Source organism: Salmonella sp. A29-2, from assembly GCF_020150755.1.
Taxonomy (GTDB): domain Bacteria; phylum Pseudomonadota; class Gammaproteobacteria; order Enterobacterales; family Enterobacteriaceae; genus Salmonella; species Salmonella enterica.
This window is the reverse complement of sequence record NZ_CP083731.1, coordinates 2,270,125-2,288,842: the sequence shown is the minus strand read 5'-3', so window position 1 is coordinate 2,288,842 and position 18,718 is coordinate 2,270,125. Positions and strand designations below refer to the sequence as shown.

Annotated in this window: 14 protein-coding genes and 1 pseudogene; 7 read left to right on the top strand and 8 right to left on the bottom strand. The window is 49.4% G+C overall.

Going from position 1 to position 18,718, the window contains the following annotated elements; translation table 11 throughout:
* Positions 1-44: 44 nt before the first annotated feature.
* The 3 genes from K8W53_RS11185 to K8W53_RS11175 are packed head-to-tail and all read right to left on the bottom strand — an operon-like array spanning position 45 to position 3,203.
* Positions 45-368, bottom strand: a complete 324-nt coding sequence (locus tag K8W53_RS11185) for a YdbL family protein (protein WP_000760414.1) — start codon at positions 366-368, stop codon at positions 45-47.
* 7 nt (positions 369-375) lie between these two features.
* On the bottom strand, positions 376-567 hold the full coding sequence (locus K8W53_RS11180; RefSeq protein ID WP_000784063.1) for a YnbE family lipoprotein: 192 nt from the start codon (positions 565-567) through the stop codon (positions 376-378).
* Positions 567-3,203 (bottom strand): YdbH family protein, encoded by a 2,637-nt coding sequence (locus K8W53_RS11175; protein ID WP_023224037.1) that lies wholly within the window; start codon positions 3,201-3,203, stop codon positions 567-569. Before K8W53_RS11175 ends, K8W53_RS11180 begins: the two co-directional genes overlap by 1 nt.
* A gap of 266 nt (positions 3,204-3,469) precedes the next feature.
* Between K8W53_RS11175 and ldhA the strand changes: the two genes are divergently transcribed.
* Both ldhA and hslJ read left to right on the top strand, forming a co-directional pair.
* Positions 3,470-4,459 (top strand): D-lactate dehydrogenase, encoded by a 990-nt coding sequence (ldhA, locus tag K8W53_RS11170; protein WP_000762206.1) that lies wholly within the window; start codon positions 3,470-3,472, stop codon positions 4,457-4,459.
* Positions 4,460-4,569: 110 nt separating this feature from the next.
* Positions 4,570-4,980, top strand: coding sequence for a heat shock protein HslJ (gene hslJ, locus K8W53_RS11165; protein ID WP_000725242.1), 411 nt, complete (start codon positions 4,570-4,572; stop codon positions 4,978-4,980).
* A gap of 43 nt (positions 4,981-5,023) precedes the next feature.
* On the opposite strand, the gene K8W53_RS11160 is transcribed toward hslJ, so the two are convergent.
* Positions 5,024-5,290, bottom strand: coding sequence for a DUF333 domain-containing protein (locus K8W53_RS11160; protein WP_001200679.1), 267 nt, complete (start codon positions 5,288-5,290; stop codon positions 5,024-5,026).
* Here K8W53_RS11160 and K8W53_RS11155 point away from each other — a divergent pair.
* From K8W53_RS11155 to uspF, 3 genes are all read left to right on the top strand, one after another.
* Entirely contained in the window at positions 5,194-5,505 is a 312-nt protein-coding gene (locus K8W53_RS11155) for a hypothetical protein (protein ID WP_031606601.1), read from the top strand. The genes K8W53_RS11160 and K8W53_RS11155 overlap by 97 nt on opposite strands.
* Before the next feature lie 60 nt (positions 5,506-5,565).
* A complete protein-coding gene (nifJ, locus tag K8W53_RS11150; protein ID WP_020898798.1) occupies positions 5,566-9,090 on the top strand; it encodes a pyruvate:ferredoxin (flavodoxin) oxidoreductase in 3,525 nt (1,174 codons plus the stop codon).
* 481 nt (positions 9,091-9,571) lie between these two features.
* Complete coding sequence (uspF, locus tag K8W53_RS11145) at positions 9,572-10,006, top strand: universal stress protein UspF (protein ID WP_001082296.1); 435 nt, start codon at positions 9,572-9,574, stop codon at positions 10,004-10,006.
* Positions 10,007-10,058: 52 nt separating this feature from the next.
* On the opposite strand, the gene K8W53_RS11140 is transcribed toward uspF, so the two are convergent.
* Positions 10,059-10,397 (bottom strand): SMR family transporter, encoded by a 339-nt coding sequence (locus tag K8W53_RS11140; RefSeq protein WP_000159242.1) that lies wholly within the window; start codon positions 10,395-10,397, stop codon positions 10,059-10,061.
* A 274-nt stretch (positions 10,398-10,671) separates the two neighbouring features.
* Positions 10,672-14,094 carry a DUF4765 family protein gene (locus K8W53_RS11135; RefSeq protein ID WP_052939386.1) on the bottom strand — a complete coding sequence of 1,141 codons (3,423 nt, stop codon included), beginning with the start codon at positions 14,092-14,094 and terminating at the stop codon, positions 10,672-10,674.
* Positions 14,095-14,523: 429 nt separating this feature from the next.
* Here K8W53_RS11135 and K8W53_RS11130 point away from each other — a divergent pair.
* A pseudogene (locus K8W53_RS11130) lies at positions 14,524-14,730 on the top strand (tyrosine-type recombinase/integrase); the annotation flags it as partial.
* Between the two features lie 51 nt (positions 14,731-14,781).
* Positions 14,782-15,717, top strand: coding sequence for a tRNA 2-thiocytidine(32) synthetase TtcA (gene ttcA, locus K8W53_RS11125; RefSeq protein WP_001156208.1), 936 nt, complete (start codon positions 14,782-14,784; stop codon positions 15,715-15,717).
* Between the two features lie 43 nt (positions 15,718-15,760).
* Here the strand turns inward: ttcA and dbpA are convergent, their stop codons facing one another.
* A complete protein-coding gene (gene dbpA, locus K8W53_RS11120) occupies positions 15,761-17,134 on the bottom strand; it encodes an ATP-dependent RNA helicase DbpA (protein WP_000123694.1) in 1,374 nt (457 codons plus the stop codon).
* 486 nt (positions 17,135-17,620) lie between these two features.
* Complete coding sequence (gene zntB, locus K8W53_RS11115; RefSeq protein ID WP_000387373.1) at positions 17,621-18,604, bottom strand: zinc transporter ZntB; 984 nt, start codon at positions 18,602-18,604, stop codon at positions 17,621-17,623.
* Positions 18,605-18,718: the final 114 nt, after the last annotated feature.

Below are 18,718 nucleotides of genomic sequence, written 5' to 3'. Positions count from 1 at the left end.
CATATAAAAATGCATTTTGCGGTAAAAAAATTGTCGGGAAGCGGTTATTTACGCATCCATTTGCCATTAATTCCCTGGACATATTCTCCCGGCCTGGCGCGCTCAACCAGTTTTTGCCCTGCCATCTTCGCCACCTCGTCCACGGGAAGATGATTGCTATCCGCTAACTGCTGATAACTGGCGCGGCGGGCATGATTAATATCAAGCACCAGTTTCTGGGTTTCGGCATCATTCTTTAAGGCCACCAGATAGCCATTCAGCGTTTCCCCGACCCGGCCCTGCGTGCGCGCTTCGTCCAGGGTTAAGGCCCACACAGAAGGTGTGAGCAAGCTCAGCGTCAGCACCCATAGCATTAAATACTTTTTCATTATGGCCTCAGAATAGATCGCTGCGTGATTTCAGGAGTTCTTCAACATCTTTATCGACTTTGATATGTATTTCATGCTCGATCTTTACATTCATGTTGATGGTAATCGGCTGTTCCGGCGCGGCGACTTCAATACGTGGCGTGCAGCCCACCACGATAAATGACGCAAGCGCTGACAGCATGGCAATACTCATTTTCATTATTTATCCTCACAGTCCTTGTCTTTCCGGCAAGGAGGTTGCGGCAACGCTGTATTTTGTTCAAGCCATGCCTGTAAATTGTCGCCAAAACGCAAACTGCGCCACAGCGTAAACACATTTTCTTCATGGGTATAGTTCAAGTTAACGATCGCGGTTTTACCATCTACCCGGCTTTTACCGGTAATGGCCGCCTGCATCGTTAGTACGCCCAGGTTATCAACGTTAATTTTCGTCCACGAATGCGTAATCTCCATATAACGTAGCCAGTTAATCGCCGAGCCTGCCGTAACATTATCCTTCACCACCGCATCCGCAGTATCTTTATCGATACGCAACGTCATTGGCCCGGGATTCGTAAGCCAGCCATCTTTGATTATCCATTTTTCATTGTTCAGCCACAGCGGCAGCGCGCCGCTGACCGGACCAGACATGGCGAATTGCTTTGGATTTATGGCGCTAATCAATTCGCTGGATGAAATATTTTGCACCCGCAAAAGCGCCGGGTCGTGCTGCGGCATTCGCAACTGTTTCATAATGATTTGACCGCCCAGCACGTCTACGCTGACATCGCTTAGCAGTAATGGATTCGACTCGCTCCAGGGATAACCGCCCTGTAAATCAGCTGTGATATTTTTCGCCGTGACCTGGTTAACTATCCCGGCGATACGCAGCGAGACGGGCCCGCGCGTCCCCAATTGCCACGCGCCGTTGTGGAAGCGAAATGGCAGAATGAAATCGACGCCGTTGATTTTGTTATCCGGCATCCAGGCGCTGCCGCCTTTTAACACGCCGTGTCCACCTGCTTCAAATCCCTGCCCCTGTGCGGCGGAAAAAGCCACCTGCGCATACAGTGAGCCTTCGCGCAGCGTCATTTTCCAGTCTGGTGGAAGCAACGGCTGGAAAACGATAAGCGACTGCTTCGGCCACCAGGCCTGTCCGCGAAGGCGTTCGCCATCCCAGCGCCCATTCAGCCGTACCGGCCCTATCGCCCCCGCCCGAAGGTCGCCTTTAAACTGGAACAGGGTTGGCTCGCGCCCTTCAACGCTAAAATTAATGGTAGAAGGCGGCAGCACGCTCCCGCTGGTAAATACGGTTTTTCCCGCCTCCAGAGACAGCGCGCCCTGTAGCGACGGCGTTGTGGCGTCGCGAACCCAGACAATAGGTTTATTCAGCGCCAGTCTTGGCGATGTGACGGTCATTGCGCCATAGTGCAACTGATCAAAACCGGTGGACAAACTGGTCAACCTGATGGTGTTATCATGCCATTCGCCCTGTCCGGCAATATCCCAGCGGGCGCGCATTGGCGTAAAGCTTCCTTGCCCCCAATAGCGCCACCGCCAGCGACCAGCATCAGGGAGAAAATCATTCGCCAGGCCATCAAGATGAAGAACGAAATCGCCCATCTCATTTTCGTGCGCCCGTAAAATAGCCTGTAATCGGCCATCAACGCCGCGCGGCGTCACCTTAACGCCCGCCAGCGGCCAACGAATTTCATCAATATCTAACGCATCAATCACCCGTCCGCGCGAGCGTAGCAATGCGCCAGGTGCAAAGGTGAGCTGCGGATCGGCCAGACTGCCGCGGAACATAGCGGGCAATACGGCATAAAAGATTAAATCCTTCTGTTTAGCCTCGCCGGTAAGCTGTAGAGGCATCTCACTGCTATCCATGCTGAGTTTTCCCGGGCCGATAGTCAGTACAGCGTTCGCTTTACCGGCATCGCCCTGGGTCAGAATATTCAGGCGTCCGCTGACTCGCGCATTATCCGGCCCGGCTTGCCAGTTATCGATATTAAAAGCCAGACGTCCGCTCAAGGGGAATCCCTGATATGGCCAGTTCCAGCGGCCATCGCTGATGGTAAGCCGCTGACGCGTTACCGCCCAGGGGAGATCGAGAATCGGGTCAGGATTACCTCGCGCCATCACGATGAGCTGTCCGGCGTTATCACGCCACTCCAGTTCCGCATCCACCAGCGACGGCTCCTGCGGCAGACGCAAGGTCGCTGCCGCATGACCGCTGACCGGCAGGCCATCCGGTACCAGCGGCAACATAAACTCCCCCGCCAGGCTAACGGGAGGCTGGTTGGCCAGCGCGGCGATCTCCAGTTGGCTCACCGTCAATGCCTGACCGCGTAGCTGCCCTTGAAATTTTACTTTTTCGCCCTGATAACGTATCTGCTGAATGACCGGCGTCATGGAGATCGCCAGCTTGCCCTGCCATTCCGGCCAGGGCGCGAGAATGACATTATCGATGTTAATCCAGGTATTGGGCAGCATTGACTGCCACTGCGCCAGCGTACGCGGCGCGGCGGGAGAAGCTTCCGTAGCGGGCAGTTTCGCCAGGCACGCGGCATCCAGTTTGAGGCTTTTAATATTCAGCAACCAACGGCTGGGATGCGTCAGTTCCGCCTGGGTAATATGCGCTAACGAACAATCATTGACCAGATAGCGAAGATCGGGAATCACTAACCCATGACGTGTCAGGCGTGGACTTTGTTCCAGAGCGATACGGGTACCGACGGGTAGCCAAATTCCCGCCAGAGTGGGAACCCACAGCCCGAGGGTCATCAGTAGCGTCAGAGGGACAAGAATCAGCAGTAACAGTAGCGCAAGGGCGGCTTTATATTTACCCTTCATGGGCCATTAATTTCCTGATTTAACGAAAAATTCAGTCGGCTATCTCTTTATTTTGGCATGATTGCCCGTACATAGCCTAATAGTTCATGTTGCAAGCGGGTGATGCGTTTTGCGTGTTGCAGGGGCGCCCTCCGGCTATTTGAGGCGTTGTGGAGAATGATAACCTAAAATTATTCATTATATGTATGACTATCAATTATTTTTGATTTTTTGTAAGATAATTTTAAGCATATTTGTGTGATTCTAACATCACTGGAGAAGGTCATATGAAACTCGCCGTCTATAGTACCAAACAGTATGACAAGAAATATCTACAGCAAGTGAACGAAGCGTTCGGTTTTGAACTGGAGTTTTTTGATTTTCTGCTAACCGAGAAAACGGCGAAAACCGCCAACGGATGTGAAGCAGTTTGTATCTTCGTGAATGACGACGGGAGCCGACCGGTACTGGAAGAGCTGAAAAAACACGGCGTGAAATACATCGCGCTGCGTTGCGCCGGATTTAATAATGTCGACCTGGATGCCGCTAAAGAGCTCGGTTTGCAGGTGGTGCGCGTACCGGCTTATTCTCCGGAAGCCGTCGCTGAACATGCGATTGGCATGATGATGACATTGAACCGCCGTATTCACCGCGCTTATCAACGCACCCGTGACGCTAACTTTTCCCTTGAGGGACTGACCGGCTTTACCATGCACGGAAAAACCGCTGGCGTCATTGGTACCGGTAAAATCGGCGTCGCCGCGCTGCGTATCCTGAAAGGCTTTGGAATGCGTTTACTGGCGTTTGATCCCTATCCCAGCACCGCCGCGCTTGACCTCGGCGTCGAGTATGTGGATCTGCAAACGTTGTTTGCCGAATCGGATGTCATTTCCCTGCACTGCCCGCTCACGCCGGAAAACTACCATTTGCTGAACCATGCAGCATTCGATCAAATGAAAAATGGCGTTATGGTCATTAATACCAGTCGTGGCGCGCTGATTGATTCCCAGGCGGCTATCGAAGCTCTGAAGAATCAGAAAATCGGCTCGCTGGGGATGGATGTGTATGAAAACGAACGCGACCTGTTCTTTGAAGATAAGTCAAACGATGTTATCCAGGATGATGTTTTCCGCCGTCTGTCGGCCTGCCATAACGTACTGTTTACGGGGCACCAGGCATTCCTGACCGCAGAAGCGCTGATCAGCATCTCTGAAACCACGTTACAAAACTTAAGCCAGCTTGAGAAGGGCGAAGCCTGCCCGAACGCGCTGTTCTAATCCTGTCGCTCCCCTGCGCTCAGGGGAGCATTTTCGGATAACCCCTGAAGATCTATCCGGTCATATCATTACTATAGTCAGTGTTAACTATCAGATTACAGAGAATATCAATGAAGAAAATCGTCACGCTGGTCGCCCTGAGCATCATAATGACGGGGTGTGTGAGCAGTGGAAAAGTGTCCGTCAAACGCGAGCAACTGGAGCACCACCGCTTTGTTCTGGAAAGCGTAAACGGTAAAACGGTCACCGGCCCGGAGCTCAGCTTTGGCGAGGACATGACGGTATCCGGCAAAATGTGCAATCAATTCACCGGCGAAGGAAAACTGTCGGACGGCGAATTAAAAGTGAAAAATTTAGCGATGACCCGCATGATGTGCGCCGATCCGCAGCTTAATGCGCTGGACGGCACCCTCAGCGAGCTCTTCAGCAAAGGCGCGCAGGTCGATTTAACTGCGAACCAATTAACGCTGGCGACGGCAGAAACAACGCTAATGTATAAACTGGCGGATTTAGCGCACTAAGCCATTAAGTGAAAAGTTATACGCGTCAGGCGAAACGCCGCGCTTAATAACTCCCGCAATTTCCGGCGGCAAGCGACTGTTCGCTACAACGTTTGCCGTTGGGTAGCGCGCACATACCAATTACTGAACCATCAAGCTGCCGGGCCGCTGAAAGCGAACCGCCAATCATAGCGCAATTCGCTTCGCCGGCGCTGGACATCGCCGCTTTCATCCCTGGCGAAACATGCGCCGCAGTTGCCTGCTGAACAGGCTCGCTACTGCAAGCCGACAATAATAACGCGGCACATCCCACCCAAAACGCTGCGCGCATTTCTCTCCCCTCTGTTTATTCATCCAAACGACACCGCCCTAAATAATAGGCAGCAGAAACTGACGCGTCGAGAGGCAAAGCGCGCATTTATGCGCTTCATTAACATTTATTGGCAATTTTTTACGTCTTTTCGGCAAGAAATCGCCATTCTCCTCCCGCCAGGGACACAAAAGCGAAAATGGGGCTTGAAGGGCTTTGCTAAAATAAAAGGATAACTACAGGATGCGCTCACGATTATGCGTGTCCCTCTTTTTTGCGCAATGTAAGGGTGTCATATGCAAACAATTGACGGTAATGGCGCGGTAGCGTCGGTGGCGTTCCGTACCAGCGAGGTTATCGCCATTTACCCGATTACGCCCAGTTCAACAATGGCTGAACAAGCGGATGCCTGGGCCGGTAATGGGCTTAAAAATGTCTGGGGCGATACGCCGCGTGTGGTAGAGATGCAGTCGGAAGGCGGCGCGATCGCCGCCGTTCACGGTGCGTTACAAACCGGTTCGCTTTCCACGTCATTTACATCATCGCAGGGGCTGCTGCTGATGATTCCAACGCTGTATAAACTGGCGGGGCAGCTCACGCCGTTTGTACTGCACGTTGCCGCGCGCACCGTCGCCACACACGCGCTTTCTATTTTTGGCGACCATTCCGATGTGATGGCGGTTCGCCAGACAGGCTGCGCGATGTTATGCGCCGCCAGCGTTCAGGAAGCGCAGGATTTTGCGCTGATCGCGCACAGGGCTACGCTGAAAAGCCGCGTTCCGTTTATTCATTTTTTTGATGGCTTCCGTACATCGCATGAAATCAATAAAATTATACCGCTAACGGATGAAACCATTCTGAACCTGATGCCGCAGGCGGAGATCGACGCTCACCGCGCCCGCGCGCTGAATCCGGAACATCCGGTGATTCGTGGAACTTCAGCGAATCCGGATACCTACTTCCAGTCTCGCGAAGCGACCAACCCGTGGTACAACGCCGTTTATGATCATGTTGAAGAGGCGATGAAGGCATTTGGCGATGCTACAGGCCGTCAGTACCAGCCATTTGAATATTATGGCCATCCCCAGGCTGAACGGGTCATCATTATGATGGGCTCCGCCCTCGGCACTTGCGAAGAGGTCGTGGACGAGCTACTGATACGCGGAGAAAAGGTCGGCGTTCTGAAAGTCCGTCTGTTCCGCCCCTTCTCCGCCAAACATTTGTTACAGGCATTACCGGAAACCGTTCGCGCTATCGCCGTACTCGATCGCACCAAAGAGCCTGGCGCGCAGGCCGAGCCGCTTTATCTGGACGTGATGACCGCACTGGCGGAGGCCTTTAATAATGGCGAGCGCGAAACGTTGCCGCGCACCATTGGCGGCCGTTATGGGCTATCATCCAAAGAGTTCGGCCCGGCGTGCGTACTGGCGGTCTTTAATGAACTCAGCCGCGCGAAACCCAAACCACGGTTTACGGTGGGCATTTATGATGACGTCACTAATCTCTCGCTGCCATTACCGGAAAATACCCTGCCCGGCAGCGCTAAACTTGAAGCGTTATTTTACGGTCTGGGAAGCGACGGCAGCGTATCCGCCACGAAAAATAATATTAAAATTATCGGTAATTCTACGCCGTGGTATGCGCAAGGTTATTTCGTTTATGACTCTAAAAAAGCTGGCGGGCTCACGGTATCGCACCTGCGCGTCAGCGAAAAACCCATTCGTTCCGCTTACTTAATTGCTCAGGCGGATTTTGTCGGCTGCCATCAATTACAGTTTATCGATAAATATCAGATGGCGGAGCGTCTGAAGCCCGGCGGTATCTTTCTGCTTAATACGCCGTACAGCGCCGACGAGGTCTGGTCGCGTCTGCCGCAAGAAGTTCAGGCGGTGTTGAATCAGAAAAAGGCGCGTTTTTACGTGGTTAACGCGGCGAAAATCGCCCGCGAATGTGGACTTGGCGCCCGCATCAATACCGTCATGCAAATGGCTTTCTTCCACCTGACGCATATTCTTCCGGGCGATAGCGCCCTGGTTGAGCTACAGGGCGCGATTGCCAAAAGCTATAGCAGCAAAGGTCAGGATCTGGTTGAGCGTAACTGGCAGGCATTGGCTCTGGCGCAGGAATCGCTGGCGGAAGTGCCGTTGCAGGCGGTTAATCCGCACAGCGCGCATCGCCCGCCGGTCGTCTCCGACGCCGCGCCGGATTTCGTGAAAACCGTTACCGCCGCCATGTTGGCGGGCCTCGGCGACGCACTGCCTGTTTCCGCCCTGCCGCCGGACGGAACATGGCCGATGGGCACCACCCGCTGGGAAAAACGCAATATCGCCGAAGAGATTCCTGTCTGGAAAGAGGAACTGTGTACACAATGTAATCACTGCGTCGCCGCCTGCCCTCACTCGGCAATTCGTGCGAAAGTCGTTTCCCCGCAGGCGATGGAGAACGCGCCAGCCAGTCTGCATTCGCTGGACGTGAAGTCCCGCGATATGCGCGGCCAGAAATATGTGCTGCAGGTCGCGCCGGAAGACTGTACTGGCTGTAATTTATGCGTAGAGGTCTGCCCGGCTAAAGATCGGCAAAATCCACAGATCAAGGCGATTAACATGATGTCGCGCCTTGAGCATGTGGAAGAAGAGAAAGTGAATTATGACTTCTTCCTCGACTTACCGGAAATCGATCGCAGCAAACTGGAACGAATTGATATCCGCACGTCGCAGCTCATTACGCCGCTGTTTGAATATTCCGGCGCCTGTTCCGGCTGCGGTGAAACGCCGTATATTAAACTGCTGACTCAGTTATATGGCGACAGAATGTTAATCGCTAACGCCACGGGGTGTTCCTCTATTTACGGCGGTAACTTACCCTCAACGCCTTATACCACCGATGCCAACGGACGCGGCCCGGCATGGGCGAATTCGTTATTTGAAGATAACGCGGAATTTGGTCTCGGTTTCCGTCTGAGCGTGGATCAGCACCGGGCGCGCGTCATGCGTTTACTGGCGCAATTCGCCGATCGCATTCCGGCGGAATTAAACGATGCGCTGCATGCCGAAGCAACGCCTGACGTTCGGCGTGAACAGGTCGCCGCATTACGCCAACATCTGAAATCGGTTGCGGGCGCAGAGGAACTGTTAAAGGATGCTGATGCGCTGGTAGAAAAATCAATCTGGCTGATTGGCGGCGATGGTTGGGCATACGACATCGGCTTTGGCGGTTTAGACCATGTGTTAAGCCTGACGGAGAATGTCAATATTCTGGTTCTGGATACGCAGTGTTATTCCAATACTGGCGGCCAGGCGTCGAAGGCGACGCCGCTTGGCGCCGTCACTAAGTTTGGCGAACATGGCAAGCGTAAAGCCCGTAAAGATCTTGGCGTCAGCATGATGATGTATGGTCATGTTTATGTCGCGCAAATTTCGCTGGGCGCGCAGTTAAACCAGACGGTGAAAGCCATCCAGGAGGCCGAAGCCTGGCCAGGACCGTCGCTGATCATTGCCTATAGCCCCTGTGAGGAACATGGTTACGATCTGGCGCTAAGCCATGACCAGATGCGCCAGTTAACGGCGACCGGTTTCTGGCCGTTATACCGCTTTGATCCCCGCCGTGCGGATGAAGGCAAGCCGCCGCTGGCGCTGGACTCTCGGCCACCGTCTGATGCCCTGGCGGAAACGTTGCTTAATGAACAGCGTTTCCGTCGCCTGAATGCGCAACAGCCTGAAGTAGCTGAACAATTATGGCGAGATGCCGCATTGGATTTGCAAAAACGCTATGACTTTCTTGCCTTGCTGGCAGGAAAAGCGGAAAAATCCGGCGCAGATTAAAAAATATTCTAAGGATTAGCCTGGAAACAAAAAAAGCCCGAACATCCGTTCGGGCTTGTCAATTTATACGCTGGAAAGCAAAGGTTAACGCAATGGCCCAGCGACAAAATGAATATGTGACAATAAAGGCATATAACAGGCGTAGAATATCGTAACCGAATGATATTGTATAATTTTTATTTCGTATAATACTCCCAAAAGCATTCGTATAAATTATATCTATTTCACTGCGAATTATTTCATTAATTATTGAATTAAACGGTAACATCTCTTTTTAGGTCTTTCCTGACAAGGCAGAAATAACGTTTTAACGTCAACTCGCTGATTATTTACGGGGAATGCGCTTAATATTACGCCGTCCTCCCCTGTTGGTAGTCCCCGCAGAGTATCGTGGAGCAGCACCTAAAATGTGACGTATGTCATTGTACATAAAGTGCCTTTAGGGAGTAGAATTTCAGTGGATACTTAAACAGGAGGTTTTATGAACAGAACGATTCTTGTACCCATCGATATTTCAGATTCAGAATTAACTCAACGCGTGATTTCACATGTTGAAGCCGAAGCAAAGATTGACGACGCTAAAGTGCACTTTTTGACTGTAATCCCGTCTTTGCCCTATTACGCTTCACTGGGACTGGCTTATTCAGCAGAGCTCCCCGCAATGGACGATTTGAAAGCCGAAGCCAAATCTCAACTGGAAGCGATTATCAAGAAATTCAACCTTCCCGCGGACCGCGTGCAGGCGCACGTTGCAGAAGGCTCTCCTAAAGATAAGATTCTGGAAATGGCAAAAAAATTACCGGCCGATATGGTGATTATCGCCTCGCATCGTCCGGATATTACTACCTATCTGTTGGGTTCCAACGCCGCAGCCGTTGTGCGTCATGCGGAATGCTCCGTACTGGTGGTGCGCTAAATACCCGAGCCCGCATAAGAGAGTGCGGGCTCAAATCAACCATCATCATCGCCTAGTGACTGACGCTTTTTGAAAACAGATTGATTACGATTACGCCGCAGATGATAAGCAACATGCCAATAATAGCCGGCACATCCAGTTTTTGGCCAAGAAACAACCATCCTATCAATCCAATAAGAACAATCCCTACCCCAGACCAAATGGCATAAATGATACCAGCAGGGATGGTTCGCATTGGGATGGTAAGGCACCAGAACGCGATACAATATCCGATGATGGTAACGAGGCTCGGTACCAGACGCGTAAAACTATCCGATAATTTTAATGAGATCGTGGCGATAACTTCTACCACGATGGCGATAAATAGAAAGATTACAGCTTCTTTAGTCATACATCTCTTCGTTCCGATATTTTTCGGGTCGTGGTGACATCTTAATTAATACGGATGACAGAATAAAGACGCTTTTGACCCGTTGCGTATCTCGCCATAACATACTTCAGGTTGCATGTGCTGCGGCTGCGTTCCCTTACCCCAGTCACTTACTTGAGTAAGCTCCTGGGGATCCGCTCGCTTGCCGCCTTCCTGCAAGTCGAATTATTTAAAGTATAAAAGCAATCTTTCATACACAAGAGATAAAAACAATAAACTTGTTCAGGATTTATGATTACTTAGAAGCGTTTGCCTGCCCCGTATTTTCTGCTTTACCATATGTCCTGTCAATTATACCAACAGGGTCCACTGGTGTGTTTTTTGGCATAACCCAGCCGCTTTCGCTGACACTACCTCGTGTAAGATATCTGACTTTTACCTTAACGATAATAAGAAAATGCTCCCTGCTGAACCTGTCTGCAACACTAAGTTCCGTGGTATATTCAGGTACGATTCTTCCACTTCTAACCTGCTCTTTGGCTATTTCAGCAGAGACAGGCAATACCTCTACATCGCCCCCCTCAATACCGCCTGCTGTTTTAAAACTAACAATATTTTCAGCCTGCGGACCTATTGTACCTCGGCATAATACAACTTCGGTCTCCCCTGCTGCTACATCCCCACTCCGGTATTTCTTATAAATACTTTGTACATTTTCTTCTGATGTAGGGTATAAATCTTCTGACAGGGAGGCCAGTATATCTTCCAGTAAGGGGGAATCATCCGTTATATCCAGCAGTTCTTCATCATAACCCGCGTCTCCTTCTCTTAACTCTGAATAAGGCTTATCAATATGGCGAATAAGCCCCCCACCTTTCAGCCCTGACGCTTGATAAAATCTTCCATCAGAAGATCGGTAAAATGTCATGGCTGAATTTTTTCCGCTATCCGAATAGGTTGCCTGATACGTTTCTGAACCGGGTTCTTTAGTTAAAACGAGCTCTCTGTCGCCATATTTTATCGTATTAGGCGCTTCCGATGACAGCGGTGGATATGAGGCTTGCTTTCTGTAAAAGCCTTCTCCTGACGGTTTGTAATAACCATACGTTTGTTTATCAAAACCGGTAGCGCGATAGAGCCCATCGTTTCCCGCTGGACCTAACTCAAGAACTTTCTGATTACTTTTTTGATAAATAAAATCTGTATTTTCTATTGACTCTATAGTTTTATAATTACTCCCCTTTTGAATCGGCGCTCGTACTACACCTCTTTGTATTTTATTTTCAACAAATCGGAGGCCCGTATACTTTGCATTTGCCGCTCTTTCTGTGAACTTCGCTCCGGCAACAGGAACAGCCTCCATACCGATACGTATAATATCCTGTACGTAACCGCACACATCCGCAGAGTTTTCCACAACAGCCCGGTTAAGAATACTGCTGGTACCAGCCAGAGCGTTAAAACCAGGGACAAGACCCATTACAATATTCCAGACCGTTCCTAAGAGGTGAAGTCCTGCCCTTGCAGCCGGACTTAATGAGGAGGTTGTGCGATGATGTATAGTATCATCAAGATCAAAGCTCAGCTCAATTAATCCTCCCAACCCCTCCTGAATAATCTTATTAAATGCATAAACGAATTCTTGCCCGCCATTCATGGAGGAAAGCTTCTCCTTGAACGATTCGAGAGCCTGAGCCTGTCTCTCATGTTGTTCTTCTAATGTCAGCCAACTGCTTTGCGCAATATCACTGATCTCGTGAATAAGCCCAACAACGACCTCTTGCACCATTTTGTTGATATCCATTAGTCCTAAGATATCACACTCCTGCATATGTTCCTTCATATGAGTCTCTGCTCGATAATATTTCTCCGCCCAGTCTAGCTGTTTATTGATCGCAGCTTTCATTAACAATATTAAAGGATCGTTACTTTTGGGAAGTGTTGATTTAACACCTTTGGTAAATTTATTATTAACCACAATTTTTCTTGCTATTGTGTCTATTTTTTCATCATTAATTGGCCCCGTTATATTTGCACACCAAAAAATAATATTACGCATAATAATAAAATTATTTTTTATGCCTTCAGGGCTAAGCAATACTCTATCACCACCATTGCTGGATAAATGGTGTATCACTAATTGAATCAGCTTAAAAAGATGATTCATCCTTTTTTTATTAAAAGCGCTCTTTCCTCTTTCTTGTCTATTGAAAGATACTATTTCTAATGCTGTAATAATAGCATCCTTACCATAGAAAACGTCAAAGCTTGAACCAGAAATAGCAGGAAACTTTTCATACAGGACTTTCGCATAGTGGCTTTCCCTTGTCCATAAAGGCCTGTCTATCATGAGTGGTTCAGGCTCAGTACTGAAATGCATAGGATGAACCAGCATATCACGCGCCATTAGCTCATATATTTTATATTGATGTTGAATATTTTCTCTTACAAAAGATAGAACAGAAATGAAACTTCCCTCACCGAGAACAATGAGACGATCACTTAAATGAACTAAAAGACCTTTGAACATATATTCAGCGGCAATAGCTCTTCCATCATGCGTCCACTGCCCAGTTTGAGAAAACGCAAGTAATTCATGATAGCCTCTTTTATAACTATTTGCCTCTTGTTCTTTTACCAGTAGTTTGAGTATTGAGATAAGGCGTCCTCCCGCCATAGATGTAAAGTGTTCAAATAGGCCATCTAACACCTTACCTGCCAGGTTAGGCTCCGTAGTTGGGGCAGGATGATCCTCCGGGAGAGCCCTTTCATATCTCTGTAATTCTTTAACGGGTAAAAAATTATTCTCACCTTCTGAATTACCATTTTTTATCCTATAATCACCAGATGTTACTGCTAATCTTGATGATAATAACAAACCAGTTACTGCAATGTTTTTAATACTCCTGTCCATTTTATGAATGGTTACTGGCTGAAGATGATTGCTGCTATGGGAAGATAAGAAAATTTGCCTTTGAATTTCCTTTCCCTCAGATATAATTTGCTCAGTACTTTTAGGTGGAACAGTTACGCTATCTACATTAAATAGCGCATGTTCACCACTCATCGTTACCTGAGAAAAACACGACGATGTATGTGCAATTGCAGCAGGATCAATCTCTTTATAAATAACATTGGCGTAAACGTTTGTAACTTCACCGTTTGCATTTAAATGATCGTGCAAAATATGTTTTAGAAATAGATCTAAAAACAATTTTTCTGATGTGATTCCATTCACACAGTTGTGAAAGTCAGGGGGAATTGGATAGCCGTTCTTATCAAATGGAAGCGATAAATATCCTCGCCCCCCATCAATATTTTCGTAACTGTAATTTAGAGATATCTTTACCTCGCATTTATTGGTATCTATATCGTCATTGATACTGCGCTCTACTTTATAATTAACCAGCCTACGGAAGGTTGCGCTATTTGAATAATAAAAATCCAATGTTGACTTAATATCTTCATATATAATTTCATGTGTTGGCTCAAAGAAGAAGTCGTAAATATTTAATCTGTTCTTTTCTTCATCTTTGGCCATCTCATCCAGCTTAATATATTCTTCTGGTAAATTAGACACTTGCTCATGAAAGATATCGTCCTGATAAAGTCCATCCAACATTGAAAGGTACGGTATGGTATCCCAACTTCTGATAGCTTGTATCTGTACCGTCTGCTGTGATTCTCTGGTTGATATATCACTTACTGTTATACGCATTACGTTCTCCAGCCAGAATTATGGTATGCTTCATAAGGTGTAGATATCAGGTAGCAATTCTCATCGCAAATAATTTGTCTGAACTGTACATATGATACAGGCTATTTTTAATTCAATACGACCACCAGAATAAACAAGAAAATTTTAAATAGTATACGGTAAAATGATCTTACCCAACGATAATTAAACACTCTGCACTATCTTATTAGATAATAAAATACTGATACGTTATTTTATATCACCAATAAAAGAGCAAAAAGGGTGTGCCGAATATCATTTTACACCAGTCCCGGTTCACTCCACGAAACCACTTGAAACGTACCATCATCAGGACGCAGCAGCGCCTGAATTTCAGTTGAGCCCGTCACTTCTTAACGGACCTGGCTGCATGATGTATACAGTTGACAATATCCGAAGGTACTATCTCTATTAAAACGTGCTGGTATTCGCCGCCGTAATCCGTACCATACGCGACATACTTTTGCCTGCTGGCTGTTGACGGCAGGAGCGAACCCGGCATTTATCGCCAGCCAAATGGGGCATGAAACTGCGCAGATGGTGTATGAAATTTACGGTATGTGGATTGATGACATGAACGACGAACAGGTAGCGATGTTGAATGCGCGGTTATCGTAGCTGCAAAGTTTGCCCCCAATTTGCCCCATTTAGTACCAGAGAACTGAAATAATGCAAGAAATTCAAAAGAATACAAAAAAAGAGCAATACAACCTCAACAAGTTGCAAAAGCGCCTGCGCCGTAACGTTGGCGAAGCGATTGCCGATTTTAATATGATTGAAGAAGGCGATCGCATTATGGTTTGCCTTTCTGGCGGCAAAGATAGCTATACGATGCTGGAAATTTTACGTAATTTGCAGCAAAGCGCCCCGATCAATTTTTCACTGGTCGCCGTCAACCTCGATCAAAAGCAGCCAGGTTTCCCGGAACATATCCTGCCAGCCTACCTTGAGCAGCTGGGCGTAGAATATAAAATCGTCGAAGAAAACACCTACGGCATTGTGAAGGAGAAGATTCCGGAAGGAAAAACCACCTGCTCGCTGTGCTCGCGTTTGCGTCGGGGTATCCTGTATCGTACGGCGACTGAACTGGGCGCGACTAAAATCGCCCTGGGCCACCATCGCGACGATATTCTGCAAACCCTGTTTCTGAATATGTTCTATGGCGGAAAAATGAAAGGGATGCCGCCGAAGCTGATGAGCGATGACGGCAAACATATCGTGATCCGCCCGCTGGCTTACTGCCGCGAGAAAGATATTATCCGTTTTGCTGAGGCCAAAGCCTTCCCTATCATTCCTTGTAATCTGTGCGGTTCGCAACCTAACCTGCAACGCCAGGTGATTGCCGACATGCTACGCGACTGGGATAAGCGCTATCCTGGACGGATCGAGACGATGTTTAGCGCCATGCAGAATGTCGTGCCGTCTCACCTTTGTGACACTAACCTGTTCGATTTCAAAGGAATCACTCATGGTTCCGAGGTCGTCGACGGCGGCGATTTAGCGTTCGATCGTGAAGAGATTCCCTTGCAGCCCGCTGGCTGGCAGCCGGAAGAAGATGACACCGCCTTAGAGGCGTTGCGGCTTGATGTTATCGAAGTGAAATAATCTGCAGGCGTCTCAGCACTCCGCTGAGACGCCATGCTATCAATCATTTTAATAGCCGTACCCGGCATGACTTGCCTTTGATCTTCCCGTTTTGCAACTGCTTCCAGGCTTTTTGCGCTACTGCTTGACGTACGGCGACGTAAACGTGCATGGGATGCACATTAATTTTGCCGATATCCGCCCCGTCTAATCCAATATCGCCGGTCAGCGCGCCTAAAATATCTCCCGGACGCATTTTCGCTTTTTTGCCGCCGTCAATGCATAGGGTAGCCATCTCTGCGGCCAGAGGGAGTAACGACTGCCGGGCGGGCGCATTCAGCCAGTTCAGCTTGAGTTGCAGCATTTCTGAAAGAATATTCGCCCGCTGCGCCTCTTCCGGCGCGCAGAAACTGATCGCCAGGCCGCTGCTTCCCGCGCGCGCCGTACGGCCAATACGATGGACATGCACCTCCGGGTCCCAGGCCAGTTCATAGTTAACCACCAGTTCGAGCGATTTAATGTCTAACCCTCGCGCGGCAACGTCGGTGGCAACCAGAATGCGCGCGCTGCCATTTGCAAAACGCACCAACGTCTGGTCGCGGTCGCGTTGTTCCAGATCGCCGTGGAGCGCCAACGCGCTTTGTCCTACCGCATTAAGCGCATCACAAACGGCCTGACAATCTTTTTTGGTATTGCAAAACACCACGCAGGACGCTGGCTGATGCTGGCTAAGCAACGTTTGTAGCAGCGAAATTTTTTCATGCGCAGACGTTTCGAAGAACTGTTGTTCGATAGCCGGTAGCGCATCTACCGTATCGATTTCAATACGTATTGGCTGCTGCTGTACACGACCGCTAATCGCCGCAATGGCGTCAGGCCAGGTTGCTGAAAACAATAACGTCTGGCGCGTCTCAGGCGCAAAGCGGATCACCTCATCAATGGCGTCACTGAATCCCATGTCCAGCATTCGGTCTGCTTCATCCATTACCAGAATGTGCAGCGCATCCAGCGATACGGTTTCTTTTTGTAAATGATCCAGCAGGCGCCCCGGCGTCGCGACAATGATATGCGGAGCGTGCTGAAGCGAGTCGCGCTGTGCGCCAAAGGGTTGCCCGCCACACAAGGTCAGAATTTTGGTATTTGGCAGAAAACGGGCCAGGCGACGTAACTCTCCGGCAACCTGATCCGCCAGCTCCCGCGTCGGACAAAGCACTAACGCCTGTGTCTGGAACAGAGTGACATCAATTCGATGCAAGAGCCCAAGACCAAACGCCGCCGTTTTGCCGCTACCGGTCCTGGCCTGCACACGCACATCATTTCCCGCCAGAATGACGGGTAACGCTGCGGCCTGAACAGGCGTCATCTCAAGATAGCCCAGCTCAGTAAGGTTATTGAGCTGGGCGGCGGGCAAAACATTCAGGGTTGAAAAAGCGGTCACAATTTACTCTCGCGGTAACGACTCATAGTCAGCAGGCGCGTATCCTCGCAGATCCGGGCGTTTGATGCGACATTTTAATCGGTTCTTCGTCCGGCGGCGGGTCGGGCATCGGCTGAGGACGGGGAAGCGGCTCAGGAATGGGAACAGGGTCAGTGGGAATCGGGTCCGACAAGGACGAGTGTAGATATAATAAGGTCAAAAGACAGCTCATATTACCCTCCAGAATGTCATTCAGACTCTTAAAGGGTAGACGCAGATAGTCTACAGGCAAAAAAAAGCCGACTAATCTAAGTCGGCGTCGTACGAATCAATTGTGCTATGCAGTAATTCAAAAAAGGAAGTAAGACAATATGGAGCGCAACGCCCATCGCTTGACGTTGCATTCACCTGCGAGAGAGATATTGCCCCGAATAGGTAGATGGTTTATTGACTTCGCTCAAATTTCTCGGCGTTTTTTCACCCGAAATGGTCTGAAAAGCGCTTTTGTTACAACCATTTACTGCGATGCAACCATAAAGTAACACCACCGATCAGGACAACTAACAGAATACAAAACAGAGAAAAGCCGAACCGCCATCCGCCGCCGGGAATACCGCCCAGGTTAACGCCAAATAACCCCGTTAAGAAGGTGCTGGGCAGAAAAACCATCGCCATAAGCGACATGGTATAAGTTCTGCGCGCCAGAGACTCCTGCATCACCTGGGCAATTTCATCCGCCATGATACCAGTACGCGCGATACAAGCGTCAATCTCATCCAACCCCCTTCCCAGCCTGTCGGCGATATCCTGCATTCTGCGCCGGTGATCGTCGCTCATCCACGGCAGCCGTTCACTCGCAAGCCGGGCATAGACGTCGCGCTGCGGCGCCATATAGCGGCGCATAACAATTAGCTGTTTACGTAGCAATGCGAGGAAACCGCGCGGTGGGATTTGCTGGTCGAGAAGATTATCTTCCAGATCGATAATTTTATCGTGTAGCTCTTCAATAAATTCACTGGCGTGATCGGTTAACGCATCGCACACATCCACTAACCAGCCGCCGCAATCTACGGGCCCGGTGCCCTCCTGCAAATCACTGACCACATCGTCCAGCGCCAGAACCTTTCGCTGACGGGTAGACACAATGAATCGCTCGTCCATATATAAACGCATTGCCACTAATTGATCCGGGCGTTCGTCAGTACTGCCATTAATACAGCGCAGCGTAATGAGCGTCCCTTCCCCCATACGACTTACGCGCGGGCGCGAGCTTTCACCAGCCAGCGCATCACGCACGTTATTGGGGAGTAAAGGCGTTGAAGCCAACCAGCGGGCGCTGTCCGGGTGGGTATAATTAAGATGTAGCCAACAGGGATGCTGACTATCGATCACATCATTATCTTCGAGCGGTTTTACTCCACCACGACCATCCAGTAGCCATGCGAAAACGGCATCCGGCACGTTCACATCCGATCCCTTAATGGCTTCCACAGCGCCTCCACGTTACAACTCTCATGCCGTTAGTCTAGCTTTCGGGAAAGGTTAAGCAATCTCTCATTTTCTCATTGCGCAAAAAGAATGACGGGAACGTGCGAAAAAAGCGCC

Coding starts and splice junctions, on each gene's coding strand:
- K8W53_RS11185 (WP_000760414.1), bottom strand. CDS start 368: ATGAAAAAGTATTTAATGCTATGGGTGCTGACGCTGAGCTTGCTCACA.
- K8W53_RS11180 (WP_000784063.1), bottom strand. CDS start 567: ATGAAAATGAGTATTGCCATGCTGTCAGCGCTTGCGTCATTTATCGTG.
- K8W53_RS11175 (WP_023224037.1), bottom strand. CDS start 3,203: ATGAAGGGTAAATATAAAGCCGCCCTTGCGCTACTGTTACTGCTGATT.
- ldhA (WP_000762206.1), top strand. CDS start 3,470: ATGAAACTCGCCGTCTATAGTACCAAACAGTATGACAAGAAATATCTA.
- hslJ (WP_000725242.1), top strand. CDS start 4,570: ATGAAGAAAATCGTCACGCTGGTCGCCCTGAGCATCATAATGACGGGG.
- K8W53_RS11160 (WP_001200679.1), bottom strand. CDS start 5,290: ATGCGCGCAGCGTTTTGGGTGGGATGTGCCGCGTTATTATTGTCGGCT.
- nifJ (WP_020898798.1), top strand. CDS start 5,566: ATGCAAACAATTGACGGTAATGGCGCGGTAGCGTCGGTGGCGTTCCGT.
- uspF (WP_001082296.1), top strand. CDS start 9,572: ATGAACAGAACGATTCTTGTACCCATCGATATTTCAGATTCAGAATTA.
- K8W53_RS11140 (WP_000159242.1), bottom strand. CDS start 10,397: ATGACTAAAGAAGCTGTAATCTTTCTATTTATCGCCATCGTGGTAGAA.
- K8W53_RS11135 (WP_052939386.1), bottom strand. CDS start 14,094: ATGCGTATAACAGTAAGTGATATATCAACCAGAGAATCACAGCAGACG.
- ttcA (WP_001156208.1), top strand. CDS start 14,782: ATGCAAGAAATTCAAAAGAATACAAAAAAAGAGCAATACAACCTCAAC.